Genomic DNA, 24,295 nt, shown 5'->3' on the forward strand with positions numbered 1-24,295 from the left:
ACCAAGCTCCGCTTGCCTGTACCTCTGCCAAGCTCCGCTTGGAAACGTACCCGCGCGGGGCGGCCGCGTCGCTACAGCCAGCTGTACCCGGGCCCCGAACCGGGTACTACCGCTGGCTGTACCCGCCCGACTCAGGCTGTCCCCACCCCGGACCCGGCAGCTGACCTCATTGGAACGGGACGCGAATCGCCATAGCGTGCAGTCATACAGGAAACCCGGAGGCACACCCGATGACCGTCATCCTCGCCGCACCCCCCAGACCCGTGGCCCTCGCACCGGCGCTCGCGCTGCGGGAGGTCACCAAGACGTACGACGGGGCGCACACCGTCCTCGACCGCGTCAGCCTCGACGTCCCCGGCGGCGCGTTCATCGCCGTCATGGGCGCGCCGGGCTCCGGCAAGTCCACGCTCGTGCACTGCGCGGCCGCGCTCGACGACCCCACCGGCGGCGAGGTCCGCATCGCCGACCGGCGCGTGACCGGGCTCGGCGAGGCCAAGCGGACCCTGCTCCGGCAGGGCCGGATCGGCTTCGTGTTCCAGTCGTACAACCTGCTGCCGTCGCTCACGGTGGAGGAGAACCTGGCGATGCCGCTGCGCCTCGCCGGCGCCGCGGAGGACCGCGACTGGCTGCGGCACCTCGCCGAGCGCACCGGCGTCGCGCGGTTCCTCCGGCGCCGTCCCGGCGACCTCGCGGCGGTGCACCAGCAGCGGGCCGCGGTAGCGCGGGCGTTCGCGTCCCGGCCCGACCTGGTCGTGGCCGACGAGCCGACCGGGGCGCTCGACGCGGACGAGGCCGCCGAAGTCCTCGACCTCATGCGCGCGCTCGTCGACGAGTGGGCGCCCGGCCTGCTCATGGCCACGGGCGACCCGGCCGCGGCCTCCCGCGCGCACGCGACGTTCGCCCTCGAAGGGGGCCGGCTGCGGCCGGTCCTGACCGCGGTCTGAACCGGGGACGCGGCAGGGCCCGCCGTCCGGGGGACGGCGGGCCCTGTCGTGCGGGTGTCCTTGCGGGTGTGTGCGGGTCAGGCGGCCTCGACGGCGGCGCGGCGCCCCAGCAGCGCGGTGGCGCTGGCGAGGAGGCCGACGGCGGCGACGACGGTCACGAGGTAGAGGCCGGGGCGGTACTGGGCGATCGAGGTGGCGGCGCCGCCGGAGATCAGGCCGGTGACGACCGCGAGGACGACCGCGCCGCCGATCTGGCCGGAGGTCTGGACCAGGCCGGAGGCCAGGCCCTGCTCGTCGTCGGCGATGCCCTCGGTGGCCTGGACCATGACCGACGAGAAGCCGATCGCGAAGCCGAGGCCGAGCAGCAGGAACGCGGGCAGGTAGTCCGCGAAGTAGTTCGGCTGGGCCGAGCCGCCGCGCAGGATGAACCAGAGGTAGCCGAGGACGAACGCGGCCATGGAGGCGATGATCATCGACTTGGTGCCGTAGCGGTCGATGAACTTGCCGGCGATCGGCGAGAGGATGGCGACGATGATGCCGGCCGGGGCCAGCGCGAGCGCCATCTGGATCGGCTCCCACTGGAGCGTGTTCTGGAGGTACAGGGACACGATCGTCTGGAAGCTGATGTAGGAGCCGAAGATCGCGAGCGCGGCCAGGTTGGCGCGGACGATCGACTTGACCTTGAAGATGCTCAGGCGCACCAGCGGGTGGGCGACCTTGTTCTCGATGACGAAGAACGCGCCGAGGAGGACGACCGCGGCCGCGGTGGTGGCGGTGACGACCGGCGTGAAGCCGGTCTCGGGGACCGTGACGATGGTGTAGACCGCGGCGAGCATGCCGCCGGTGAGGGTCGCGGAGCCGAGGAAGTCGATGTGGCCCTTCTCGCGCTCGCCGTTCTTGGGCACCACGAAGAACGCGGCGATGAGGACGGCGGCGACCACGACGACAGGCGCGTAGAACGTCAGGCGCCAGTCGACGCTGGTGAGCAGGCCGGAGGCGATGAGGCCGGAGGCGTACCCGGTGGCGCCGAAGACCGTGAAGATCGACAGGGCCTTGTTGCGGTCGTGGCCTTCCTTGAAGGTGGTGGTGATGATCGACAGGGCGGCCGGGGCGGTGAAGGCGGCGGCGACGCCCTTGACGATGCGGGAGGCGATGAGCAGGCCCTCGTGTTCGACGAGGCCGCCGACGAGGGAGGCGACGCCGAAGACGACGAGCGCGGTCAGGAAGACCTGGCGGCGCCCGAGCAGGTCGGACATGCGTCCGCCGAGGAGGAGGAGGCCGCCGTAGCCGAGGATGTAGCCGTTGACGATCCACTGGAGCGAGGCGGTCTCGAGGCCGAGTTCGGCGCCGATCGACGGGAGCGCGACGCCGACCATGGAGACGTCGAGGGCGTCGAGGAACATCGCGAGGCCGGCCACGAAGAGGACGGCCCAGAGCTTTGGCCCCCAGCGGCTCGGGGTGTGTGAGGGGGGATCGACAGGCTTCGAAGTGGTGGTGGCCTGCGGATTCGTGTCGGTGATCGTCATGCAGACGAACTTACATGCACGTGCATTGGATGTCAACACATCAAATGCGTGGACATTAAATGTCTTGACATGGTAATCTCCTGGTCATGGAGGCTGTCGTAGGCGAAGACGTGTGCGCGAAGTGGTCTGAAACACTCCGCGTGTACCACAACACATCGTGCGAGCTCGAGAACGAGCTCCAGGACGGGCACGACCTGGGCCTGAGCGAGTTCGAGGTGCTCAAGATCCTGTCGCGCAGCTGCAAGGGCGCCGGCGGCAAGGCGAAGATGAAGGAGCTCGAGGCCGAGATGTACCTCAGCCAGAGCGCCCTCTCGCGCACCGTCACGCGCCTCGAGAAGGACGGCCTGGTCACCCGCGCCACCTGCGACTTCGACCGCCGGGCGAACTTCCTCATGCTCACCCCGGCCGGGCGGGAGCGCTACGAGGCCGCGGCGCCGACGTACCGGGCCGTGCTGGTCCGGCATTTCGCCTAGCGCGGGCGGTCGCGCGCCAAGCGGTTGCCGCCCACCGGGTCGGGTGGCGGAAGCCGTTGGGGCGCATGCGCACCTGGGCGGTTTCGGACGGCATACCCCGCTCTGCCGTGACGGTCGGTAAGGTGAGGTGGAGAGCAGTCACAACCGATCCGGCATGGAGAGTGGATGTCATGACTCCCCCAGAGAACGACCGACCCGACGACGAGGACGGCGGCACCTTCAAGCTGAAGCCCGGCGCCGGCGCCCCGACGCCGCCCCCGGCCCCCGCGGGGGACGAGTCCGGCCTCGACCGCACCATGAAGATCTCGCGCAGCGACGCCCCGCAGGGCACCCCTCCTCCGCCGCCCTCCCCGCTCGGGAACCCGACCGGCCCGGCCGACCCGCCGGGCGCGCCGTACGCCGAGACCACCGTCATGCCGCAGTCCGGCGGCTCGCAGACCGGCTTCCAGCCCGCGGGCACGCCGCCGCCCCCGCCGCCCGGCCCGCTCGGGTCCGGCCAGCTCCCGCAGACCGGCCAGCAGCCGTACGGCCAGCCGCAGCAGCCCGGCGGCTACCCGCCGCCCCCGCCGCAGGCGGGCTTCCCGCAGCCCCAGGCCACCGGCCCCGCCGGCGCCGCGCCCGAGGGCATCAAGCGCATCGGCCTGATGGTGCTCATCGCCGCGGGCGTGAGCCTCCTCGGCAACATCGTCGTCTTCGCCACCTTCGGCGGCTTCTACGTGGGCAGCGCCGTGTTCGGCATCCTGTTCGCCGCCGCCTGGGGCTGGTACGGCTGGGCCCTGCCGCAGGGGAAGATCACCTCCGCCGGCCTGCGCCTGACCGGCATCATCCTGGTCATGATCGGCGCCGGCTTCTCGATCCTGTCGGTGCTCACCTCGTTCGGCGCGTTCGCGCTGTTCGGCGGCCTCGGCGCGATCCTGCTGCTCCAGAGCCTGGTCATGGCCGGCGCGCTCGGCTACGCGAGCCTCATCTACCTCAAGGACGAGCAGGCGAAGGCGTACATCAAGGGCCCGCAGGCCGCGGTCCCCGGCGGCTACCCGCCGCCCGGCTACGGCCAGCAGCCCGGCGCGTACCAGCAGCAGCCCCAGCAGGGCTACGGCCAGCCGCAGGCCCACCCGGGCCAGCCGCAGCAGCCCGGCGGCTACCCGCCGCCCCCGCCCGGGTACGGGCAGCCGGGCCAGCAGCCGCCGCAGGGCTACGGCCAGTAGGACTTCCAACCCGCAACGGTCGCGACTAAGCTCACTCGTATGAACTGGCCGCGGCGCCGACGATCGCCACGAGCGACGCAGGCGCCGCGGCCTCCGTACGAGGAGGTACACCCATGTCTGCATCCGGCGCGCCGATACGCGTGGTGGTGGCGAAGGTCGGGCTCGACGGCCACGACCGCGGAGCGAAGGTCGTGGCGCGCGCGCTGCGGGACGCGGGCATGGAGGTCGTCTACACCGGCCTCCACAACTCCCCCGAGCAGGTCGTCGCCACCGCCCTCGCCGAGGACGCCGACGCGATCGGCCTGAGCATCCTCTCCGGCGCCCACATGACGCTGTTCCCGCGAGTGCTGAAACTGCTCGACGAGCACGACGCCCGCGACATCGTCGTATTCGGCGGCGGCATCATTCCCGACGAGGACGCCGCGCAGTTGCGCGAAGCCGGAGTGGCGCAGATATTCGGCCCCGGCGCTTCCACGCAGGCGATCGCCGAATGGGTCCGCGGCCATGTGCCCTCACCCGATCAGGGCAGCCGCGCGGCCGTGTGAACGGCCGCTGCCAGCGGAAACGTCCGCCGCAAAAAATTCTTTGGGGAGACCGTAACCGGCCCCCGCGGCCCTCGTTCTTATAAGTGTCAGACGCGGAAGCGAAGCCGCCGAAGACGCATCAGCAGTCGGCCGAAAGGCCGCCGGACGATAACGCAGCCGCTTCATCGGGGGTTCACTTCCGCAAGCGCCGGGTTATTGAGCTGTGCCACAAGCTGCCGATGCCCTGTCGATTGAGGGGTGGCGATAGGGCATCGTGCCTAAGGGAATCAAGCCTTTGAGGGGTGGGCTTGGTTCCCGCTGAGGGGACCGGACGCCTGAGGGGTGCGTCCGGTCCCCGCCTCTTTCCCCCGCGGACTCCCCGCCGCGGCCCCGCCGGGCCGCTCCGCCTCACCGTCCCCCGCATGTGACCGTGAAATCCTCGACCTCGTCACACCTGCCGCCCGCCGCCCGGCCCGGCGCCTCGCGCGGGGTTACCCTGCGATAACGGGCACCTGACACTCTCCTCCGCCTGACCGGACCCGGTTCGCCGAGGCCGCGGCCCGCACCGGGCCCGGGCGGGGAGGCGCCAGGCCGTCCGGTCAAAGAAGACTAGCTAGTGGAGCGGACTCTACAGTGGATCTGTACGAATACCAGGGCCGCGCACTGTTCGCCCGGCACGGAGTGCCGGTTCTGGACGGCGGCGTCGCCACCACCACACAGGAGGCCGTGGAGCTCGCTGAGCGCCTCGGCGACCGGGTGGTCGTCAAAGCGCAGGTGAAGGTCGGCGGACGCGGGAAGGCCGGCGGCGTCAAGCTCGCCGACACCGTCGACGAGGTGAACACCCACGCGACCAACATCCTCGGCATGGACATCAAGGGCCACACCGTCGAGAAGGTCATGCTCACCGTGACCGCCGACATCGACGAGGAGTACTACTTCTCGTACCTGCTCGACCGCGCGAACCGCACCTTCCTGTGCATCGCGTCGACCGCGGGCGGCATGGAGATCGAAGAGGTCGCCCACACCGCCCCCGAGAAGGTCGTGAAGCTCCCGATCGACGCCGGCGTCGGCGTCACCCCGGAGATCGCCGACGGCATCGTGACCAAGGCCGGCTTCCCCGAGGACCTCCGCGACCAGCTCGTGGACGTGTTCGTCAAGCTCTGGGGCGCCTTCGTCGCCGAGGACGCCACCCTCGTCGAGGTCAACCCGCTCGTCCGCACGCCCGAGGGCAGGGTCCTCGCGCTCGACGCGAAGGTCACCCTCGACGAGAACGCGGACTTCCGCCACCCCGAGAACGCCGAGTTCGAGGACAAGGCCGCCGTCGACCCGCTCGAGCAGCGCGCCAAGGACTCCGGCCTCAACTACGTGAAGCTCGACGGCTCCGTCGGCATCATCGGCAACGGCGCCGGCCTCGTCATGTCCACCCTCGACGTCGTGTCGTACGCCGGGGACAACCACGGCGGCGTCAAGCCCGCGAACTTCCTCGACATCGGCGGCGGCGCCTCCGCCGCGGTCATGGCGAACGGCCTCGAAGTGGTCCTGTCGGACCCGCAGGTCAAGTCCGTGTTCGTGAACATCTTCGGCGGCATCACCGCCTGCGACGAGGTCGCCCGCGGCATCCTCGGCGCCCTCCAGACGCTCGCCGACCGCGGCGAGGACGTCACCAAGCCGCTCGTCGCCCGCATCGACGGCAACAACGCCGAGGCCGGACGCCAGATCCTCGCCGACGCGAACCACCCGCTCATCACCGTGGTCGAGACCATGGACGCCGCAGCCGACAAGGCCGCCGAGCTCGCGAACAAGGGGGCCTAGGCAATGGCTATCTTCCTCAACGAGAACAGCAAGGTCATCGTCCAGGGCATGACCGGCTCCGAGGGCATGAAGCACACCCGCCGCATGCTCAAGGCCGGCACCGAGATCGTCGGCGGCGTGAACCCGCGCAAGGCCGGCACCAAGGTCGACGTCGACGGCGTCAGCCTCCCGGTGTTCGCCTCCGTGCAGGAGGCCATGGCCGAGACCGGCGCGAACACCTCCGTCGTGTTCGTGCCCCCGGCCTTCTCCAAGGCCGCCGTGGTCGAGGCGATCGACGCCGAGATCGAGCTCGTCATCGTCATCACCGAGGGCATCCCGGTGCACGACTCGGTGGCGTTCTGGAACCACGCCGAGTCCAAGGGCAACAAGACCCGCATCGTGGGCCCGAACTGCCCCGGCATCGCCTCCCCCGGCAAGTCGAACGCCGGCATCACCCCCGCCGACATCACCGGCGCCGGCCCCATCGGCCTCGTCTCCAAGTCGGGCACGCTGACCTACCAGCTCATGTACGAGCTGCGCGACATCGGCTTCTCGACCTCCGTCGGCATCGGCGGCGACCCGGTCATCGGGACCACCCACATCGACTGCCTCAAGGCGTTCGAGGAGGACCCGGAGACCAAGGCGATCGTCATGATCGGCGAGATCGGCGGCGACGCCGAGGAGCGCGCGGCCGAGTACATCAAGAACCACGTGACGAAGCCGGTCGTCGGCTACATCGCGGGCTTCACCGCGCCCGAGGGCAAGACGATGGGCCACGCCGGCGCCATCATCTCGGGCTCGGCCGGCACCGCCGAGTCGAAGCAGGCGGCCCTCGAGGCCGCCGGCGTCAAGGTCGGGAAGACCCCGAGCGAGACCGCCCGCCTCATGCGCGAGGTCATCGAGAACCTCTAGCGCGAACGAGCGGAACGGGGCCGGGCGGCAGCGCCCGGCCCCGTCGCCGTCTACGCCTCCTCGATCCAGAAGTTGTCGTGCCGGGCGAAGAACGCCTTGCGCTCCTCGTCGTCGAGCTCGCCGAGGGTGAGCAGGCCCTCGAAGTACTCCTCGCGAGGCGCGCCCGGGTGGAACATGAGCAGCATCGAGGCGGGCTCGCCGGACTCGTTGCGGAAGCCGTGGACGCCGCCCTCGGGGACGTGCACGAAGTCGCCCGGCTCGTGGTCGACCCACTTGGCGCCGTTGAAGATCCGGATCGTCCCCGACAGGATGTAGAAGGACTCGGAGATGGTGCGGTGGAAGTGCGGGTCCGGCCCGGAGCGGGCCCCGCTCATGTTCCACTGGTACAGCCCGAACTGGCCGTTCGTGGTCGCGCCGGTCGCCAGGTAGCCGGCGGAGCCGCCGTTCGGGAACCGCAGGTCGGGCGGGGCCGAGGCCGCCCGGAAGGACGCGCTCATCTCGCCGTCGCCGAAGTAGCGGGGTTCGGGGTAGGACATGTCGCTCACTCTCTCTCATGCGCCGCGGGGTTCGCAGTGCAGACGACCCGGAGCGCGGGAACTCATCGCCGGGCCCGCGTCCGACGGTACCGGGCCGTCCGGCATATTGGTACGCGGCACTAGCCGACCGGCAAGCGCCGGGGCGCGAGACGACTGGAGACGCCGATGACCGAGACCGTGCTGTTCACCGGCGCCGCCGTCCTCGACACCGCCGCCGGGGCGCTCGTCCCCGGACAGCGGGTCCTGGTGCGCGACGGGGAGATCGCGGCCGTCGGCGCCGACGTCGACGCGCCCGACGCGCGGACCGTGGACCTGGGCGGGAAGACCCTCATGCCCGGCCTCATCGACTGCCACGTGCACGTCAACGCCCACACCGCGGACCTCGCCGGCCTCGGCGACCACTCCCCCGCGTACGTCGCCGTCACGGCCGCGATCGAACTGCGCGCGATGCTCCACCGCGGCTTCACCACCGTACGCGACCCCGGCGGCGCCGACTTCGGCCTCCACGACGCCCTCGCCGAAGGGCTCATCGACGGGCCGCGGCTCCACTTCGGCGGCAAGGCCCTCTCGCAGACCGGCGGCCACGTCGACATGCGCCCCCGCGGGCGCACCGTCCGCGACGACCACCGGTGCTGCCCCGACCTCGGCCTCGTCTGCGACGGCGTCGACGGCGTCCGCAAGGCCGCCCGCGAGCAGCTGCGCACCGGCGCCCACCACGTCAAGATCATGCTCTCCGGCGGCGTCGCCTCCCCCACCGACCGCATCGACTCCACCCAGTTCTCCCTCGCGGAGATCCGCGCGATCGTCGAGGAGGCCGAGGCCGCCAACCGCTACGTCGCCGGGCACGCCTACACGGCCCGGGCCGTCAACCGCGGACTCGCGGCCGGCGTGCGCTCCATCGAGCACGGCAACCTCATCGACGAGTCCAGTGTGGAGCTGTTCCTGGAGCACGGCGCGTTCCTGGTGCCCACCTTGGTGACCTACCGCCGCATGGCCCTCGAAGGCGCCGAGTACGGGCTCTCCGCGGGCAATCTCGCCAAGAACGAACTCGTCCTCGACGCCGGCCTCGAAGCCCTCCGCCTCGCCAACGACGCCGGCGTCGCGATCTGCTACGGCTCCGACCTCCTCGGCGGGATGCGCCGGCACCAGTTGCAGGAGTTCACGATCCGCGGCGCCGTCATCCCCGCCGCCGACGTCCTCCGCTCCGCCACCGTCACCGCCGCCCGCCTCCTCGGCGAGGAGGGCCGCCTCGGCCAGGTCGTCCCGGGCGCCGCCGCCGACCTCCTCGTCGTCGACGGCGACCCCCTCGCCGACCTCGCCGTCCTCACCGACCCCGAGACGCACCTGAAGCTGGTCATGCAGGGCGGCAAGGTGAAAGCGGGCTCACTGGAGTGACCCCAGGGGCGCCGCGCGAGGACGCCACGACTTGCAGCGGTTTGCTAACTTCAATGGGCTCCAGTACATCCCAGGACCCGGGGGCTCCCTTGAACACGACACCCGAGAGCGGCATCGCCGACGCGCTGGCGAAGGCCATGGACATCGTCCGCGACGGACGGCAGGCGCAGGAGGACGCCGGCGCGCAGGCCGTCGAGGTCCGCGCGGCCGACGGCATGATCAGCGTCTCGGCGACGCTGGCCGGCAAGGTGACCGTCGACATCGTCGACCCGCGGGCGGTGCGGCTCAGCAAGGAGTACCTGAGCGAGGAGATCACCAACGGCGTCAACGCCGCCCTCGACGCCGCCCGCGAACAGGCCGGCGTCCCCGGCGCCATCGACCTGGACGCCCTGTCGGAGAAGGTCGAGGAGATCCAGCAGCAGTCGGTGCAGCAGCTCTCCTCGTTCATGAACACCCTCGCCGCCTCCCACACCAGGATCGTCCAGGCCGCCGCCCAGGCGAAGGGCGTCGAGTGATGTCGAGCCTCCACATCGACCCGGACGCCCTCGACGGCGCCGGCCAGGCCATGGAAGCGGTCGCCGAGAGCTTCTTCGCGGCCGTCGAGGGCTTCGCGTCGAGCATCGAAGGCGTCACCGAGGCCTGCGGCGCCGACGAGATCGGCGGCCTCATCCAGCAGGCGCACACCGAGGTCTTCGAATGGGCCAAGGAGTGCTTCCAGGAAGCGGCCCAGGAGATCGCCGACGCCGGCTTCGACGTGCGCGACTTCGCCAAGCAGCACCTCGACGCCGACAGCGCCATCGCGCAGATCTTCACGCAGCTCAACTCCGACCTCGGCGGCGGTGCCTGATGGGCATGACGCTCCCGTCCGAGCTCGTCAGCCTGCTCGGCATCCTCGGCTTCGACTGGCCGCAGTCGGACGAGACGAACCTGATGAGCTTCGGCCAGTCGTGGATGGACTTCAGCGGCGACCTGGGCAACGTCGGGGCCGAGGCCGCCGCGGCCTCCGCGAGCGCGTGGGCCGACCAGGTCGGCAAGGACATCGACGCGTTCAAGACCTGGTGGGAGGGCGAGGAGAGCCCCCGCAAGGTCATCGAGGACGGCGCGATCGGCGCCATGATCGCCGGCGTCGGGCTGATGATCTGCGCGGTCATCGTCCTGTGCCTCAAGATCATGGTCATCGTCCAGCTGATCATCCTCGCCGTCCAGATCGCCATGGCGATCGCCCAGGCCGCGGTCACCTTCGGCGCCTCCCTCGTCCAGATCCCGATCTTCCAGCAGCTCGCCCGCACCATCGTGAGCAACCTCTTCCAAGAGGCGATCTTCAAGCTCCTGGAGGCGTAGATGCCCGGTCCGAACAGCAGACGCAGCGGCGGCGCCAACCCGCTGATCCGCGCGGCCCTCGACTTCCTGAAGAAGAACCGCAAGCGCAAGGGCGGCCCCAACCGGATGAGCGGCGCCTCACTGCGCCACCAGCAGCGGGGCGAGCTCAAATGGAGTGCCAGGGAGGGCGGCTACCGGGGCAGCGGATACCACCACCGCCCCGGCGGCAACGACTACCCGGGGCGCCGGATCGATCCGCCGGTCTCGCGGCACACCAACGGCGTGTACGAGGCACGGCCGGAGTTCCAGAATCCGAGTCCTCCGCCTCCCTTCGTGCCGAAGAAGAACGGCACCGTCAACACGTTCTTCCCCGACGACTGGTCGCCGCAGAAGGTGGACCGGGCCACCACGGAGGCGTTCAAGAACGGCCGCAAGTTCATCGACGACCAGGGCGTCCCGCGCTGGGAGGGCGAGTTCGACGGCGTGAAGATCAAGGGCGGCTGGGACCCCGACACCGGTAAGATCGGACACGGCTACCCGGCACGGGTCGCGGACCAGTAGAGGAATTCGAGGGTTGATGGACATCCGTTTCTACCGCGACGCGGACGGCTCCACCAAGTACGAGGTCGGCGACCGGAAGCGATACGCCGCCCTCGGCATGTGGCTGTCCTGGGACGTGGACCTCTCCTTCACCGCCTGCCTGGACGCGCTGCGCGCGGTCGACGACGCCGCCTCCGGCAGGGACGCGGACGCGGGCTTCGAGGGCAACGAGTTCGACATCGCGATGAACAGCCGCGAGGCCGTGTTCAGGAACCTCCACGCCGACCAGGTCCCCCCGAGCACGTACCCGATCGCCGAGGTCCGGTCGGCGACTGAGGCGTTCTGGCGGTTCCTGCTCACCGTCCCGGCGAACCCGAACGTGACCTACGAGTACCGCCCCGACCTGCCGCCCCACTTGGCGAGCCTCCTCAAATGGGAGGAGTACTGGAAGCGCCCGCACCCCTACCGCGGCCGCATCGAGGGCATCCCCGCGACCGGCCCGGCCTGACCCCCGGTCCGCGGCCGCCGGCGGGACGCCGCCAGACCGGAGCGCCGGCCGACATCGCGGACGCGTGAACACCGAAGGCGCGGAAGGCGTTCGCCTTCCGCGCCTTCGCCGTCCGGTCAGAGGTCGAAGTGGCACGCCACCTTGTGGCCCGGGGCCGCCTCGCGCCACTCCGGCTCCTGCTCCGCGCAGACGTCCTGCGCCCACGGGCAGCGGGTGCGGAAGCGGCAGCCCGAGGGCGGGTTCGCCGGGGACGGCAGGTCGCCCTTGAGGATGATGCGCTCGCGGGCGGCCTCCTTCTCCGGATCCGGTTGCGGCACCGCGGAGAGCAGCGCCTTCGTGTACGGGTGGCGGGGGTGCTCGTAGATCGTCTCGGAGTCGGCCTCCTCCACGAGCCGGCCGAGGTACATGACCCCGACCCGGTCCGACAGGTGCCGCACCACCGCGAGGTCGTGCGCGATCACCAGGTAGGTCAAACCGAACTCGCCCTGGATCTCGTCGAGGAGGTTCATGACCTGCGCCTGGATCGAGACGTCGAGCGCGGACACCGGCTCGTCGCACACGATCAGGTCCGGGCGCAGCATGAGCGCGCGGGCGATCCCGAGGCGCTGCCGCTGGCCGCCCGAGAACTCGTGCGGGAACCGCTCCAGCACGGTCTTCGGCAGGCCCACCGCGTCCAGGGTCTCGACCGCGAGCCGGCGCCGCTCCTCCTTCGAGCCGACGCCGTGGACCTTGAGCGGCTCCGCCAGGAGCATGTCCACGTTGTGGCGCGGGTTGAGCGAGCCGAGCGGGTCCTGGAAGACCATCTGCATGCGGGAGCGGAACCGCCGCAGCCGCTCGCCCTTGAGCGCCGTCACGTCGTCCCCGCCGAGCGTCACGCGGCCGGCCGTCGGCTCCTCCAGGCGCAGCACGGCCCGCCCGAAGGTGGTCTTGCCGCAACCGGACTCGCCGACCAGGCCGTACGTGCCGCCCTGCGTCACGCTCAGGCTCACGCCGTCCACGGCCCGGACGTGCCCGACGGTGCGCTCCACGACCACGCCGCGGCGGATCGGGAAGTGCACCTTCAGGTCCTCGACCTCGAGCAGGGCGGGCCCGGCGGCGGGGAGGTCGGGCTCCTCGACGCGCTGGGCCGGGATGACCGCATCGCCCTGGGGCGTCACGTCTTCGGGCTCGGTGCTCATGCGACCTCCTCGGCCCTGACGCAGCGGTGGGCGTGCGCGGACCCGATCAGCGGCGGCTCGCCGTCGACGCACGCCTCGGCGACGCGGTCGCAGCGCGGCGCGAACGCGCAGCCGTCCTTCCAGCGGATGACGTCGGCGATCGAACCGCGGATCGGCGTCAGCGGCTCGTGGATCGGCAGGTCCAGCTTCGGGATCGACCCGAGCAGCCCGACCGTGTACGGGTGCGTCGGCCGCGCGAACAGCTCGCGCACCGGCGCCGACTCGACCACCCGCCCCGAGTAGAGCACGTTCACCTCGTCGCACATGCCCGCCACGACCCCGAGGTCGTGCGTGATCATGAGCAGCGCGGTGCCCTCGTCCTCCACCAGGTCCTTGAGCAGCTCCAGGATCTGCGCCTGGATCGTCACGTCGAGCGCGGTCGTCGGCTCGTCGGCGATGAGCAGGCGCGGCGCGCACGCGACCGCGATCGCGATGAGCACGCGCTGGCGCATGCCGCCCGAGAGCTGGTGCGGGTACTCCTTGAGCCGCCGCACCGGGTCCGGGATGCCGACGCGGTCCAGCAGGCTCGCGGCCTCCTGGTTCGCCTTGGCGCCCTTGAGACCCCGGTGCCGCTCCAGGACCTCGGTGATCTGCCTGCCGATCGGCACCACCGGGTTCAGGCTCGACAGCGGGTCCTGGAAGACCATGGCGAGGTCCTTGCCGCGGCGGCGGCGCATCGCGGCCGGCGTGAGCGCCAGCAGGTCGGTGCCGTCGAACACGGCCCGGCCGCTGACGTCGGCGCCGCCGCGGCTGCGGCGCCCGCCCCCGGCCGGCACCGCCTGCGGCGCGGCCGCGGCAGCCTTGACGGCGCCCGGCGCGGGCTCCGCGGCCGCGGCCTGGACCGGCTCGGGGGCCTTGGCGCGCCTGCCGCCCCGGCCCTTCGGCAGCAGGCCCATGACGGCGAGGCTGGTGACGGACTTGCCGCAGCCGGACTCGCCGACCAGGCCGACGATCCGGCCCTCCTCCACGGAGAACGAGACGCCGTCCACCGCGGTCGCGTTGCCGAACGCGACCCGCAGGTCCTCTACTTCGAGCAGTGCCACTACTCCTGCCTCCTCAGCCTCGGGTCGAGCGATTCGCGCATGGCCTCGCCGAGGAGGGTGAAGCCGAGGGCGGTGACGATGATGCCCACCGCCGGATAGATCGCGAGCTGCGGTGCGCCCGAGAGGAACCGCTGCGCGTCGGCGAGCATCGTCCCCCACTCGGGGCTCCCCGGGTCGGGGTTCCCCAGGCCCAGGTACGACAGCGCCGCGGCCTCGATGATCGCGGTCGCGAGCACGAGCGTGGCCTGCACGATGACCGGGCCCAACGAGTTCGGCAGGATGTGCGAGACCACGATCCGTCCCTTGGGGACACCCAGGGAGACCGCGGCCAGCACGTAGTCCGAGTGCGCCTGCGCCAGCATCGAACCGCGCAGCAGCCGCGCGAAGATCGGGATCTGCGCGACGCCCACCGCGATCATGACCGTGCTCAGCGACGGGCCGAGCAGCGCCGCGACGCTGAGCGCCAGCAGCAGCATCGGGATCGCGAGCGCCACGTCCACCGCGCGCATGATGACGGCCTCGACGCGCTCGCCCCAGCGGCCCCCGAAGGTGCCCGCGGCGGCGGCCACGCCGCCGATCACGGCGCCGGCGACGAACCCGATGAGCGTCGCCACGACGCCGACCAGCAGCGTCTGCCGGGCCCCGACGATCATGCGGGAGAACATGTCCCGGCCCAGGTGGTCCAGGCCGAACCAGTTCTCCGCGCGCGGCCCCGGGAAGATGTTCCGGTTGAGGAACACCTCCTTGCCCCAGGTCTGCGCGGTCGGGTCGTACGGGGCGATGACCGGCCCCAGGACCGCGACGACGACGAACAGGCCGACGATGACGGCGCCGGTGACGGCCATCGGGGAGCGCTTGAGCCGCCGGAACGACTGGCGCAGCAGCGAACCGGTCTGCGCCTCGCGCGCCGACACGCTCGCCTCGATGAGCCGGTCGAGCTTCTCGATTCTCGCGGTCGTCATTTGCGCACCCGCACTCTCGGGTCGAGCAGACCGTACGACAGGTCCACCAGCAGGTTGATGACGACGTAGAACACGGCGATCACCAGGATGAAGCCCATGAGCGCCGGGTAGTCGCGCTCGGTCGTCGCCTGGTAGACGAAGGAGCCGATGCCGCCGAAGGAGAACACGGACTCGGTCAGGACCGCGCCCGCGAACAGGCTGCCCAGGAGCAGGCCGATGATCGTCGCGATCGGCAGCATCGCGTTCCGCATGACGTGGCGGCCGCGGATCACCGACGGCTTGAGGCCCTTCGCGTCGGCGGTGCGCACGTAGTCCTCGCCGACGACGTCGAGCACGCTCGCGCGGGTGATCCGCACGATGACCGCGAGCGGGATCGACGACAGCGCGATCGCGGGCAGCACCAGGTGCAGGACCGCGTCCCAGGCGACGTCGAACTCGCCGGTGATGAGCCCGTCGAGGACCCGCAGGCCCGTGACGTCCGTGTACTCGGTGCCGGCCGAGAGCCGGAACGTCGTCGGCAGCCACCCGAGCTCCTGCGCGAACACCACTTTCAGCATGGCGGCCAGGAAGAAGATCGGGATGCACGTGCCCAGGAGCGAGCCGGAGACGGCCGCGAAGTCGAGCCACGACCCGCGGCGCTTCGCCGCGAGGTAGCCCAGCGGGATGCCCACGCCGACGGCGATGAGCATGGCGGCCAAGGACAGTTCGATGGTGGCGGGCAGCCGGTCGGCGAGTTCCGTGGCGACGGGCCGCCCGCTCGACAGCGAACTGCCGAAGTCGAGGCGGACGACCCGTCCGAGGAAGTCGGCGTACTGGACCCAGATGGGCTCGTCGAGCCCCAGGGCGGCCCGCAGCGCCTCCCGCTGCTGTGCCGTGGCGTTCTCGGGGAGCAGCTGGTTCTCGGGTCCGCCCGGGAGGGCTTTGAACCACGCGAACAGCAGCAGCGAGAGTCCCAAGAGCGCCACGGACAGCTGCAGGAGGCGCTTGACGGTGTAGCGCAGCATGTTCCGCTAGGTGTCGTTCGGTCAGGAACCGGTGGTGAAGGAGACCTGCGAGAAGTCCTCCCGCGTCAGCGGGGAGACGTCCGGCGGGTACACGTTCGGCGCGAACGCGATCGACGGCGGCGAAGACGAGATCGGCAGACCCGGGAGCTCCTCCATCACGGCCTCGTTCGCGGTCTTCCACAGCTCCTCGCGGGTGGCCTCGTCAGGCTCGGTGTTCGCCGCGGCGATCGAGTCGAAGACCTCGGCGTTGTCGAAGCCCCACTCGGTGGAGGGGGCCGCGAACCAGGTGCCCAGGAAGTTGTACGGGTCGGCGAAGTCGCCGGTCCAGCCGAGCAGGTACAGCGGGCACTCGCCGCTGCGCGTGGTCGGGATGTACTCGACCCAGGTGATCGGACGGGCCTCGACGGTGACGCCCGCGGCCTCGAGGTCGGAGGCGATGATGTCGAAGATGTCCTTCGGCGCCGGCATGTACGGCCGGGTCACGTCGGTCGGGTAGCAGAACGTGAGGGTCAGGTCCTCCGCGCCGGCCTCGGCGAGGAGCTCCTTGGCCTTCTCGGTGTCGTAGTCGTAGGTCGCGACGTCGTCCGAGTAGCCCGGCAGGCTCGGGGGCATGAACTGGGTCGCGACCATGCCGCCGGCGGGGAGCACCGAGTCGACGATGCGCTGGCGGTCGACGGCGTAGGAGAGCGCCTCGCGGACGGTGTGGTTCTCGAGCGGGGTGTGGCCCTGGGTGTACGCGAGGTACAGCAGGTTGAAGACGCCGCGGATCGGGACCTGGTAGCCGCCGTCGAGGAGCGCCTGGGCGTCCGCGGGGGCGGCGAGGTCGTAGCCGTGGATGTCGCCGGCCTCGAGGGCCTGGCGGCGGGCGGTCTCGTCCGAGATCGTCTTGAAGATCAGGGTCTTGACCTTGGCGGGCTCGCCCCAGTAGTTGTCGTTGCGGACGAGGGTGACCTCTTGCTCGCTGTGGTTCCAGTCCTGGAGCATGTAGGGGCCGGTGCCGGCGAGCGTGCCGACGGTCTGGGTGTACTCCGGCAGCGGCGAGTCGGCGGCGGGGATGGTCACATCGGCGACGGCGTCGATCGAGGCCGGGCTGATGATCGAGAGCGACTCCAGCGTGAACGCGCCCGGGAAGCTGGACGTGTAGTGGCTGATCTTGATCGTCGCGTCGAGCCCGTCGGCGGTGCAGCCCTCGAAGATCGACTCGGTCTCGATGCCCATGGCCGGGTCGTTCTCGGCGAAGCCGCCGAAGACCGAGGAGTAGTAGTAGGTGAAGTTCGGGGACTGGAAGCCGCCCTTGAAGTTCGCCCACCGGTCGAAGTTCTTGCAGACCGCGGCGCCGTCGAGCGGGGTGCCGTCGTGGAAGGTCACGCCCTCACGCAGGTGGAAGGTCCACTCGGTGCCCTCGGGGTTCTGCTCGAAGGACTCGGCGAGGCCCGGCACGGTGTCGGTGCAGTCGGCGTCCAGGAGCGTGTCGAAGACCTGCCGGTTGACGCGGAAGGTCTCGCCGTCGGAGGCGAGGATCGGGTCCAGGCTGGTCGGGTCGCCGGGGGTGCCGAAGACGAACGGCTGCGACTCGTTGGCCGCCTCGTCGATCTGGGGCTCCCCGTCGGTCCGCTCCGGGCAGGAGAAGTCGAAGTCCTCGGCGGTGTCGGCGTCGCCGCCGGTGTCGCCGTCGGATCCGCAGGCAGTGAACAGGCCCACTGCCATGGCGGCGCCCGCCGCTGCGGCGAGGGCGCGCCTCACTGGGGTTGGGGACATGCGCATAGGTTGTCTCACCCGTCGGTCGTTGTGGGTATTCGGAGGTACCACACAGACTAGGACACGGTGAGTTACACCACTGTTAAGCGTTATGTGATCGTGACCGTTCCGCCGGTTATTGTTACCGAAACCGTACTAATCGCCTGGAAGTGAAAACCGTTGGGCCCCAACGGCTTTCAGAAACACCCAGGCGCGGGCGCGGAGCGCCCGGGGCGGCCCGCCCGACGACTCGCGGGGGCGCCGCGCCGGGGCCGGATCGTCCACTCAGTCCATGTCCCGGCGGCCCGAGAAGGCCCGGCCGAGGGTCACCTCGTCGGCGTACTCCAGGTCCCCGCCCACCGGGAGCCCGCTCGCCAGCCTGGTCACCTTGAGCCCCATGGGCTTCAGCAGCATCGCCAGGTAGGTGGCGGTGGCCTCGCCCTCGGTGTTCGGGTCGGTGGCGAGGATGAGCTCGGTGGTCTCGCCGGCCTGGAGCCGCACCATGAGCTGGCGGATCCGCAGGTCGTCGGGGCCGATGCCCTCCAGCGGGTTGATGGCCCCGCCGAGCACGTGGTACCGGCCGCGGAACTCGCCGGTGCGCTCGATCGCGAGGACGTCCTTGGGCTCCTCGACGACGCAGATGAGCGCCTCCGACCGCCGCGGGTCCCGGCAGATGCCGCACTGCTCGGCCTCGGTGACGTTCCCGCACACCTCGCAGAACCGCACCTGCGCCTTGACGCGCTCAAGCGCCGAAGTGAGCCGCTCGACGTCGGCGCTCTCCGACGCGAGCAGGTGGAACGCCAGCCGCTGCGCGCTCTTCGGGCCGATACCGGGCAGCTGCCCGAGCTCCTCGATGAGGTCGCCCAAAGCCCCGTCGTACAAGGATTCTCCTCTGTGATTCCGCGTGTCGCTGGTGCGTGTTGGTGTCGGTGGAACGCCGCAGCCGCGGCGCCCGGGGGGCCGGGGCCGCGGCGGGGCGGTCGGGCTACATGCCGGGGAGGCCGAGGCCGCCGGTTATGCCGCCGAGGGCGTCGCCGAGCGGGCCCATCTTCTCGGCGGCGAGCCGCTTCGCATTGTCGTTGGCGGCCTGAACGGCCGCGATGACGAGGTCCTCGAGGGTCTCGACGTCGTCGGGGTCGACGGCCTGCGGGTCGATCTTGATGGCCTTGAGCTCACCGTCGCCGGTGACCGTGGCGGTGACGAGCCCCCCGCCAGCCGAGGCGCTGACCTCAGTCTCGGCGAGCTCGGCCTGGGCCTTCAGCATGTCGGTCTGCATCTGCTGCGCCTGCTGCAACAGCTTCTGCATGTCTCCGCCTGGGAACATGTCCATCACTTCCTCCGGCTCCTGATCTCCTGGTCTGGAGCCAGCCTAACCGCCCCGGCCGACGCCCGACTCCCGAGCACGCCCACCAGGCCGGCGGCCACAGCGCGCTGCCGGTAGGAGCAAGAGAGAGGTCGTGCGGTTTGCGCAAGATAGGTCGTGCGCCGCGGTGTGCCCTCAGCCGCTGGCCTGGCCGGGGATTCGCGTCCAAGGTGTGCGGTGCGACCGCTGGGCCGCCCCCACTGCGCACTGCCGGCAGGCGCTGCGGGCGCGCGAGTCAGGTCGAGCGTCGCGGTGTGCCCTCAGCCGCTGGCCTGGCCGGAGATTCGCGTCCAAGGTGTGCGGTGCGACCGCTGGGCTGGCCCAACTGCGCAGTGCCGGTAGGCGCTTGCGGGTGCGTCCGCCGGGCCGGCGGGCCACTGCGCACTGCCGGTGGCCGCTAGTTAGGTCGTGCGCCGCGGCGTGCCGTCGGCCGCTGGTCGGGCGGGCGGATTCGCGTCGTCCAAGGTGTGCGGGTGCGCCGGCTGGCTGCCGGCGGCACCCGCGTTCTCACCTCGCGAGTGTGGTTCGCAGGAGCCGCGCGAGGATGCATCCTCGCGCGGTCTTCGGGGGCGGTCCCCGGGGTTTCCCTCAATTACCGCCGGTCCTGCGAACTCCTGACCGGTCCGACTTCCCGCTCTCCACCTCCACCGGCGAGAAGTCGTTTTTGCTATCAACAATCACATGTCGGGCAACTGTTGCCAAGCATTGATTTCCCGCCTGTGGATAACTCGGTGGATGCGAGCGTCTTCGCAGGTCAGGCGCTTGTGGATAACCGGCATGGGTCAGGCGATCTGCTTGGCGCCGAAGGCGTTGGTCAGGAGTTTGACGGCCTGCTCCTCGCTGGTGCCGAAGCCGCCCGGGGCGACCGGGTCGTCGGGGCTGGGCTCGTCGTAGTCGTCTTCCGGCGGGGGCTCCTCGACCGCTTCGGCAGCGGGGGGCGGGGCCTGGCGGCCGGGGGCGGCGGGGCGGGCGGGCGGGGCGCTGCGGGGCGCGGCCGACCTAGGCGCCGGGGCCGCCGGCGCCGTTCCCGTCGCCGCTTTTGGGAGGCTCCCGGCCTCCCCGACCTCGCAGCGGATCTTCCAGGTGCCGCCGAGGACCTCGCCGAGGACGCCGACGACGATGCCGTACGCGGGCTCCTTCTGGAGGTTCTCGGCGTGGAAGGCGTGCTTGAAGGCGAGCACCACCTCGCCGTCGACCGCGTCGGCGATCGTGGCGTCCTGGAGCAGGGCCGCGGTGGTGCGCTTGCGGTCCTTGACGGCCATCATGATCCGGTCCCACTGGCGGCGGATCGACGCGGCCGAGGTGCCGCCCGCCGCGGCGGCGGGCTCCACTTCGGGTTCGTAGACCGGGGCGGGCGCGGGCTCGGACCAGTCCTCGGCGGGCGGTTCGTCTTGTGAGGCAGCGGGTTCCGGGACCGGCGGGGCGGCCGGGGCCGCGTCCTCCCATGGCGGGACGTCGGCGGCGGGCTGCGGTTCCGGGGCTGGGGGAGCCGCGGGCGCGGCCGGCGCGGGGCGGACGGCGGCGGGGTCGGCATGAGGCGCGGCGGGCCGGGCCGGGGCGGCAGGTCGGGCGGGGGCGGCGAGGGCCGCTCCGGCGGCGCGCTGTTCGAGGGTCTCGAGGCGCTGCATGAGGCCGGCCATCGACTCGTCGGAGCCGGGGAGGATCGCGCGGACGCAGGCGAGTTCGAGGAGGAGGCGCGGGGCGGTGGCGCCGCGCATGCCGGCGAGGCCCGCGGCGACGACCTCGGCCATGCGCGTGAGGGTCGAGGTGCCCATGCGGGTGGCCTGGCTGGTCATCTTGGCGAGCTGGTCGGCGGGGGCGTCGACGAGGCCGTTGGAGCCGGCGTCGGGCACCTGGGTGAGGACGATGAGGTCGCGGAGGCGCTCGAGCAGGTCGCCTGCGAAGCGCCGGGGGTCGTGGCCGCCTTCGACGACGCGTTCGACGACCTCCATGACGGCGGCGCCGTCGGCCGCCGCGAACGCCTCGCACATCTCGTCGAGGAGCCCGGCGTCGGTGACGCCGAGGAGCCCGGCGGCGCGCTCGTACGTGACGCCTTCGGGCCCGGCGCCGGCGATGAGCTGGTCGAGGACGGAGAGCGTGTCGCGGGCGGAGCCGCCGCCGGCGCGTACGACGAGCGGCAGGACGTCGTCGGCGACGACCGCGCCCTCCTCGTCGCACAGCTTGCGGCACAGTTCGCGCATCGCGGGGGGCGGGATGAGGCGGAACGGGTAGTGGTGGGTGCGCGAGCGGATGGTCGGGAGGACCTTGTCCGGCTCGGTGGTGGCGAAGATGAACAGCACGTAGTCCGGGGGCTCTTCGACGAGCTTGAGGAGCGCGTTGAAGCCCGCCGCGGTGACCATGTGCGCTTCGTCGATGATGTAGATCTTGAAGCGGGAGTCGACGGGCGCGAATACGGCGCGTTCGCGCAGCTCGCGGGCGTCGTCGACGCCGCCGTGGCTGGCCGCGTCGATCTCGATGACGTCGACCGAGCCGTGGCCGTCGGCCGCGAGCGCGCGGCAGGATCGGCATTCGCCGCAGGGCTCGGGGGTGGGGCCCTGGGCGCAGTTGAGGGAGCGGGCGAGGATGCGGGCCGAGGAGGTCTTGCCGCAGCCGCGGGGACCGGAGAAGAGGTAGGCGTGGTTGAGGCGGCCGGCGCGGATGGCGTTGATGAGCGGTTCGGTGACGTGCTCCTGGCCCACGACTTCGGCGAAGGTCTGCGGCCGGTATTTGCGGTAGAGCGCGAGTGCCACGTCGTCCTCCTGCTGGTTCCACTCCCCGGCGGCGCCGGTTCGCGGCGCGCCTGAAGCCAGGGTACGGCCTGGGTCCGACGTTCTGCGGCTGACCGGTGCTCTTGGTGCGGCGGGCACAGGGCGGGCGGGGCGCGGGGCGGAGGCCGCTCTGCGGACGGGCGGCCGCGGCGCGGGCGGGACCATCAGGTGCCGCCGGCCGTTCGGGCTGCGGCCGGGGCCGCTGAGCGGGTGCTTAGACTGCGGTCCGGCGTCCGAGCCGGGCACGTGCGGCGCGGGGGCCTTGGGGGGATTCCTGTGGGTTCGGAGTGGCCCGGAGGACATGAAAGCGGTATCCTCCTAGAACTGCAATAAATTTAAACGTTTCAATCTTAGGAGTCCCCCCGTGCGTACCCCCGCTCCGACCCGCCGCGCGCGGCTCGCCCGGTGGCTGGCCGCCGCCGCGGTCGCCGTCTGCGCCGCGGCCGGGTTCACCGTCGCCGGCCAGGCGCCGGCCGCCGCGGTCGAGACGAACACCTGGTACCGGATCGTCAACGACTACTCCGGCCTCGCCGTCAGCGTCCAGAACGGCTCGACCTCCACCGGCGCGCTCGCCGTCCTCGCCGCCCCCTCCACCGCAGCGAACCAGCAGTTCCGCTTCGTCGACTCCGGCGGCGGCTACTACCGGATCCAGGCCCGGCACTCGAATCAGGTACTCGACGTCTACGCGAAGTCCGCCGCGAACGGCGCCGACGTCGTGCAGTGGACCGACAACGGCGGCACCAACCAGCAGTGGCAGGTGAACACCCAGTCCGACGGCTCCGTCGAACTCGTGAACCGCAACTCCGGCAAGGCCCTCGACAACTGGGAGCGCTCGACCGCCGTCGGCGGCCGCGTCTCGCAGTACGACCGCATCGGCGAGGAGACGCAGCACTGGAAGCTCGTCCCCGTCGAAGGCGCCGGCACCGCCGGGAACGGCTCCCTCACCGACCCCAACCTCCAGTACTACGGCCGCTGGAACACCGCGAATGCCTCGTACTACACGATGGGCTGGGCCGGCGGCTACGTCGAGTCGGCCTTCACCGGCTCCTCGATCGGCGTGCGCCTGCGCGGCGCCATCGACCTGTACTACTCCATCGACGGCGGCGCCGAGACCTGGCTGCGCGCCGTCTCGGGGAACGTAGCCATCAGGTCCGGGCTCCCCTCCGGGACGCACACGATCCGCATCGGCTTCCGCGAGCGCGCCGGCTCCTACACCGGCGACCCCGCGTTCGGCGGCCTCATCCTCGCCGCGGGCGGCGCCACCGCGCCGATCGCGCGGCCGGCGAACTTCATCGAGTTCATCGGCGACTCGATCACCGTGGGCCAGCCCAACGGGAACCGGCCCTTCACCGCCTACGGCTACCTCGTCGGCGACGACCTGAACGCCGGCCACGCCCAGGTCGCGCAGGGCGGCGCGTGCCTTGTCAGCACCTCGGACGGGTGCTGGGGCATGATGGACTGGTTCCGGCGCACCTCGAACGCGTCCACCGGTGACGACTGGGACTTCTCCCGCCACCAGGCGACGGCCGTCGTGATCAACCTGGGCACCAACGACGTCGGGCACGGCGTCTCGACGACCGCGTTCCAGCAGCACTACATCGTGATGCTCGAACGCGTCCGCCAGGCGTACCCGAACGCGCACATTTTCGCGATGGAGACGTTCCGGGGCCGCTACAGCCCCGAGACGCAGAACGCGGTGAACGCGCGGGTGGGCGCCGGGGACTCGCGAGTCCACTTCGTCGACACGACCGGCTGGCTGCCGGATGCGTCCGACCTGGTCGACAGCGTGCACCCGAGCGATTCGGGGCACGCGAAGATCGCGGACCGGCTGGCGCCGATCATCGACCGGTACCTCTAGGCGACCGCGGCGCCCGCTCCCGGACGGGGGCGGGCGGCGCCGCGCCGTCAGGCCTCGCGCTGGAGTTTCGCGACCTCGTATTCGAGGCCCTCGCGGGTGAGGCGCAGCTGCTCCTCGGCGACCTCGACGGCTTCGAGGAAGCTTCGGGCGCGCGCGAGCTGCCGGATGCGGTCCTCGGCCTCGCGGTCGCGGCGCCCGTCGTGGTCGCGGCGGTACTCGGCGACGGCCCGGTCGGCCTCCTCGCGGGCGCGCTCCTGGGTCTGTCGCATGAGTTCGGACGCCTGCGAGCGGGCCTGGGCGATGATCTGCCGCGAGTAGTGCTGCGCCTGGTTGACGTAGCTCTCGGCCTGCTGCTGCGCCTGGGAGACGAGGTTGACGGCGGTGGAGGTGGGGGTGGCGGGCGCGGACGACTGGAGGCGCTGGGAGTTCTGCTGCGACTGCCAGGACCGCAGCGCCTCCTTCAGCTTCTCCGCGTCGGTCCGCAGGGCGGCCTCGCGCTGGTCGCGGCTGGCGAGTTCGTCGGCCACGCGTTCGAGGAAGCGGTGGACCTCGTCGGGCTGGTAGCCGCGGCGGGTCAGGCTCGTCAGGGAGAACCTGGCGTTGTTGACCTGCCCGACGGTGACCTTGGGTCCCGACGACCGGTAGCTGTACATGATGGAACGTCCTCTC

General features: G+C 71.3%; 23 protein-coding genes and 1 pseudogene. 13 read left to right on the forward strand and 11 right to left on the reverse strand.

Annotated features, from left to right (window positions below; translation table 11 throughout):
- Positions 1-230: 230 nt before the first annotated feature.
- Positions 231-944 carry an ABC transporter ATP-binding protein gene (locus EIW28_RS11335; protein WP_125247823.1) on the forward strand — a complete coding sequence of 238 codons (714 nt, stop codon included), beginning with the start codon at positions 231-233 and terminating at the stop codon, positions 942-944.
- 77 nt (positions 945-1,021) lie between these two features.
- On the opposite strand, the gene EIW28_RS11340 is transcribed toward EIW28_RS11335, so the two are convergent.
- Entirely contained in the window at positions 1,022-2,470 is a 1,449-nt protein-coding gene (locus tag EIW28_RS11340; protein ID WP_125247824.1) for an MFS transporter, read from the reverse strand.
- Positions 2,471-2,556: 86 nt separating this feature from the next.
- Here EIW28_RS11340 and EIW28_RS11345 point away from each other — a divergent pair, with 86 nt between their 5' ends.
- The 5 genes from EIW28_RS11345 (at position 2,557) to sucD (ending at position 7,375) form a co-directional block, all read left to right on the forward strand.
- Positions 2,557-2,943: a MarR family winged helix-turn-helix transcriptional regulator gene (locus EIW28_RS11345; protein WP_125247825.1), complete on the forward strand. Its 387-nt coding sequence runs from the start codon at positions 2,557-2,559 to the stop codon at positions 2,941-2,943.
- 170 nt (positions 2,944-3,113) lie between these two features.
- Positions 3,114-4,148, forward strand: a complete 1,035-nt coding sequence (locus EIW28_RS24185; RefSeq protein ID WP_158630370.1) for a hypothetical protein — start codon at positions 3,114-3,116, stop codon at positions 4,146-4,148.
- Between the two features lie 113 nt (positions 4,149-4,261).
- A complete protein-coding gene (locus EIW28_RS11355; protein ID WP_125247826.1) occupies positions 4,262-4,693 on the forward strand; it encodes a cobalamin B12-binding domain-containing protein in 432 nt (143 codons plus the stop codon).
- Positions 4,694-5,305: 612 nt separating this feature from the next.
- The gene (gene sucC / locus EIW28_RS11360; protein ID WP_125247827.1) at positions 5,306-6,484 is read left to right on the forward strand and encodes an ADP-forming succinate--CoA ligase subunit beta; all 1,179 of its coding nucleotides are present in this window, start codon (positions 5,306-5,308) and stop codon (positions 6,482-6,484) included.
- Between the two features lie 3 nt (positions 6,485-6,487).
- Positions 6,488-7,375, forward strand: coding sequence for a succinate--CoA ligase subunit alpha (gene sucD, locus EIW28_RS11365; protein ID WP_125247828.1), 888 nt, complete (start codon positions 6,488-6,490; stop codon positions 7,373-7,375).
- A gap of 50 nt (positions 7,376-7,425) precedes the next feature.
- Here sucD and EIW28_RS11370 read toward each other — a convergent pair whose 3' ends face one another.
- Positions 7,426-7,911 carry a cupin domain-containing protein gene (locus tag EIW28_RS11370; protein WP_125247829.1) on the reverse strand — a complete coding sequence of 162 codons (486 nt, stop codon included), beginning with the start codon at positions 7,909-7,911 and terminating at the stop codon, positions 7,426-7,428.
- A gap of 165 nt (positions 7,912-8,076) precedes the next feature.
- On the opposite strand from EIW28_RS11370, the gene EIW28_RS11375 reads away from it, so the two are divergent.
- From EIW28_RS11375 to EIW28_RS11400, 6 genes are all read left to right on the forward strand, one after another.
- Positions 8,077-9,306 carry a metal-dependent hydrolase family protein gene (locus EIW28_RS11375; RefSeq protein WP_125247830.1) on the forward strand — a complete coding sequence of 410 codons (1,230 nt, stop codon included), beginning with the start codon at positions 8,077-8,079 and terminating at the stop codon, positions 9,304-9,306.
- 89 nt (positions 9,307-9,395) lie between these two features.
- Entirely contained in the window at positions 9,396-9,821 is a 426-nt protein-coding gene (locus EIW28_RS11380) for a YbaB/EbfC family nucleoid-associated protein (RefSeq protein ID WP_158630371.1), read from the forward strand.
- A complete protein-coding gene (locus EIW28_RS11385) occupies positions 9,821-10,153 on the forward strand; it encodes a PE domain-containing protein (protein WP_125247832.1) in 333 nt (110 codons plus the stop codon). The genes EIW28_RS11380 and EIW28_RS11385 overlap by 1 nt, the downstream gene beginning before the upstream one ends.
- A gap of 5 nt (positions 10,154-10,158) precedes the next feature.
- The gene (locus EIW28_RS11390) at positions 10,159-10,647 is read left to right on the forward strand and encodes a hypothetical protein (protein ID WP_197717209.1); all 489 of its coding nucleotides are present in this window, start codon (positions 10,159-10,161) and stop codon (positions 10,645-10,647) included.
- The gene (locus EIW28_RS11395; RefSeq protein WP_125247834.1) at positions 10,648-11,187 is read left to right on the forward strand and encodes an EndoU domain-containing protein; all 540 of its coding nucleotides are present in this window, start codon (positions 10,648-10,650) and stop codon (positions 11,185-11,187) included.
- A 16-nt stretch (positions 11,188-11,203) separates the two neighbouring features.
- Positions 11,204-11,674 carry a hypothetical protein gene (locus EIW28_RS11400; protein WP_125247835.1) on the forward strand — a complete coding sequence of 157 codons (471 nt, stop codon included), beginning with the start codon at positions 11,204-11,206 and terminating at the stop codon, positions 11,672-11,674.
- A 116-nt stretch (positions 11,675-11,790) separates the two neighbouring features.
- On the opposite strand, the gene EIW28_RS11405 is transcribed toward EIW28_RS11400, so the two are convergent.
- From EIW28_RS11405 to EIW28_RS11440, 8 genes and pseudogenes are all read right to left on the reverse strand, one after another.
- The gene (locus EIW28_RS11405; RefSeq protein WP_125247836.1) at positions 11,791-12,852 is read right to left on the reverse strand and encodes an ABC transporter ATP-binding protein; all 1,062 of its coding nucleotides are present in this window, start codon (positions 12,850-12,852) and stop codon (positions 11,791-11,793) included.
- Complete coding sequence (locus EIW28_RS11410) at positions 12,849-13,934, reverse strand: ABC transporter ATP-binding protein (RefSeq protein ID WP_125247837.1); 1,086 nt, start codon at positions 13,932-13,934, stop codon at positions 12,849-12,851. Before EIW28_RS11410 ends, EIW28_RS11405 begins: the two co-directional genes overlap by 4 nt.
- Complete coding sequence (locus EIW28_RS11415; protein ID WP_125247838.1) at positions 13,934-14,896, reverse strand: ABC transporter permease; 963 nt, start codon at positions 14,894-14,896, stop codon at positions 13,934-13,936. The genes EIW28_RS11410 and EIW28_RS11415 overlap by 1 nt, the downstream gene beginning before the upstream one ends.
- Positions 14,893-15,900 (reverse strand): ABC transporter permease, encoded by a 1,008-nt coding sequence (locus EIW28_RS11420; RefSeq protein WP_125247839.1) that lies wholly within the window; start codon positions 15,898-15,900, stop codon positions 14,893-14,895. The genes EIW28_RS11415 and EIW28_RS11420 overlap by 4 nt, the downstream gene beginning before the upstream one ends.
- A 21-nt stretch (positions 15,901-15,921) precedes the next feature.
- The gene (locus EIW28_RS11425) at positions 15,922-17,664 is read right to left on the reverse strand and encodes an ABC transporter substrate-binding protein (RefSeq protein ID WP_408612207.1); all 1,743 of its coding nucleotides are present in this window, start codon (positions 17,662-17,664) and stop codon (positions 15,922-15,924) included.
- 258 nt (positions 17,665-17,922) lie between these two features.
- Positions 17,923-18,519, reverse strand: coding sequence for a recombination mediator RecR (recR, locus tag EIW28_RS11430; RefSeq protein WP_125247840.1), 597 nt, complete (start codon positions 18,517-18,519; stop codon positions 17,923-17,925).
- 103 nt (positions 18,520-18,622) lie between these two features.
- Positions 18,623-18,961, reverse strand: coding sequence for a YbaB/EbfC family nucleoid-associated protein (locus EIW28_RS11435; protein ID WP_125247841.1), 339 nt, complete (start codon positions 18,959-18,961; stop codon positions 18,623-18,625).
- Positions 18,962-19,857: 896 nt separating this feature from the next.
- Positions 19,858-21,750: pseudogene (locus tag EIW28_RS11440) on the reverse strand (DNA polymerase III subunit gamma and tau); the annotation flags it as partial.
- Positions 21,751-22,132: 382 nt separating this feature from the next.
- On the opposite strand from EIW28_RS11440, the gene EIW28_RS11445 reads away from it, so the two are divergent.
- Positions 22,133-23,626 (forward strand): RICIN domain-containing protein, encoded by a 1,494-nt coding sequence (locus tag EIW28_RS11445; protein ID WP_125247843.1) that lies wholly within the window; start codon positions 22,133-22,135, stop codon positions 23,624-23,626.
- Positions 23,627-23,673: 47 nt separating this feature from the next.
- On the opposite strand, the gene EIW28_RS11450 is transcribed toward EIW28_RS11445, so the two are convergent.
- Positions 23,674-24,279, reverse strand: coding sequence for a DivIVA domain-containing protein (locus EIW28_RS11450; RefSeq protein ID WP_125247844.1), 606 nt, complete (start codon positions 24,277-24,279; stop codon positions 23,674-23,676).
- Positions 24,280-24,295: the final 16 nt, after the last annotated feature.

Source organism: Glycomyces terrestris (genome assembly GCF_003933745.1).
In the GTDB taxonomy this organism is placed as follows: domain Bacteria; phylum Actinomycetota; class Actinomycetes; order Mycobacteriales; family Micromonosporaceae; genus Glycomyces; species Glycomyces terrestris.

Bases quoted from the DNA above. Each gene is read 5' to 3' on its own strand.
- EIW28_RS11335 (WP_125247823.1), top strand. From the start codon at position 231: ATGACCGTCATCCTCGCCGCACCCCCCAGACCCGTGGCCCTCGCACCG.
- EIW28_RS24185 (WP_158630370.1), top strand. From the start codon at position 3,114: ATGACTCCCCCAGAGAACGACCGACCCGACGACGAGGACGGCGGCACC.
- EIW28_RS11370 (WP_125247829.1), bottom strand. From the start codon at position 7,911: ATGTCCTACCCCGAACCCCGCTACTTCGGCGACGGCGAGATGAGCGCG.
- EIW28_RS11385 (WP_125247832.1), top strand. From the start codon at position 9,821: ATGTCGAGCCTCCACATCGACCCGGACGCCCTCGACGGCGCCGGCCAG.
- sucD (WP_125247828.1), top strand. From the start codon at position 6,488: ATGGCTATCTTCCTCAACGAGAACAGCAAGGTCATCGTCCAGGGCATG.
- EIW28_RS11375 (WP_125247830.1), top strand. From the start codon at position 8,077: ATGACCGAGACCGTGCTGTTCACCGGCGCCGCCGTCCTCGACACCGCC.
- EIW28_RS11390 (WP_197717209.1), top strand. From the start codon at position 10,159: ATGACGCTCCCGTCCGAGCTCGTCAGCCTGCTCGGCATCCTCGGCTTC.
- EIW28_RS11340 (WP_125247824.1), bottom strand. From the start codon at position 2,470: ATGACGATCACCGACACGAATCCGCAGGCCACCACCACTTCGAAGCCT.
- EIW28_RS11405 (WP_125247836.1), bottom strand. From the start codon at position 12,852: ATGAGCACCGAGCCCGAAGACGTGACGCCCCAGGGCGATGCGGTCATC.
- EIW28_RS11400 (WP_125247835.1), top strand. From the start codon at position 11,204: ATGGACATCCGTTTCTACCGCGACGCGGACGGCTCCACCAAGTACGAG.
- EIW28_RS11450 (WP_125247844.1), bottom strand. From the start codon at position 24,279: ATGTACAGCTACCGGTCGTCGGGACCCAAGGTCACCGTCGGGCAGGTC.
- EIW28_RS11425 (WP_408612207.1), bottom strand. From the start codon at position 17,664: ATGCGCATGTCCCCAACCCCAGTGAGGCGCGCCCTCGCCGCAGCGGCG.
- EIW28_RS11420 (WP_125247839.1), bottom strand. From the start codon at position 15,900: ATGCTGCGCTACACCGTCAAGCGCCTCCTGCAGCTGTCCGTGGCGCTC.
- EIW28_RS11395 (WP_125247834.1), top strand. From the start codon at position 10,648: ATGCCCGGTCCGAACAGCAGACGCAGCGGCGGCGCCAACCCGCTGATC.
- EIW28_RS11415 (WP_125247838.1), bottom strand. From the start codon at position 14,896: ATGACGACCGCGAGAATCGAGAAGCTCGACCGGCTCATCGAGGCGAGC.
- EIW28_RS11435 (WP_125247841.1), bottom strand. From the start codon at position 18,961: ATGTTCCCAGGCGGAGACATGCAGAAGCTGTTGCAGCAGGCGCAGCAG.
- EIW28_RS11355 (WP_125247826.1), top strand. From the start codon at position 4,262: ATGTCTGCATCCGGCGCGCCGATACGCGTGGTGGTGGCGAAGGTCGGG.
- EIW28_RS11345 (WP_125247825.1), top strand. From the start codon at position 2,557: ATGGAGGCTGTCGTAGGCGAAGACGTGTGCGCGAAGTGGTCTGAAACA.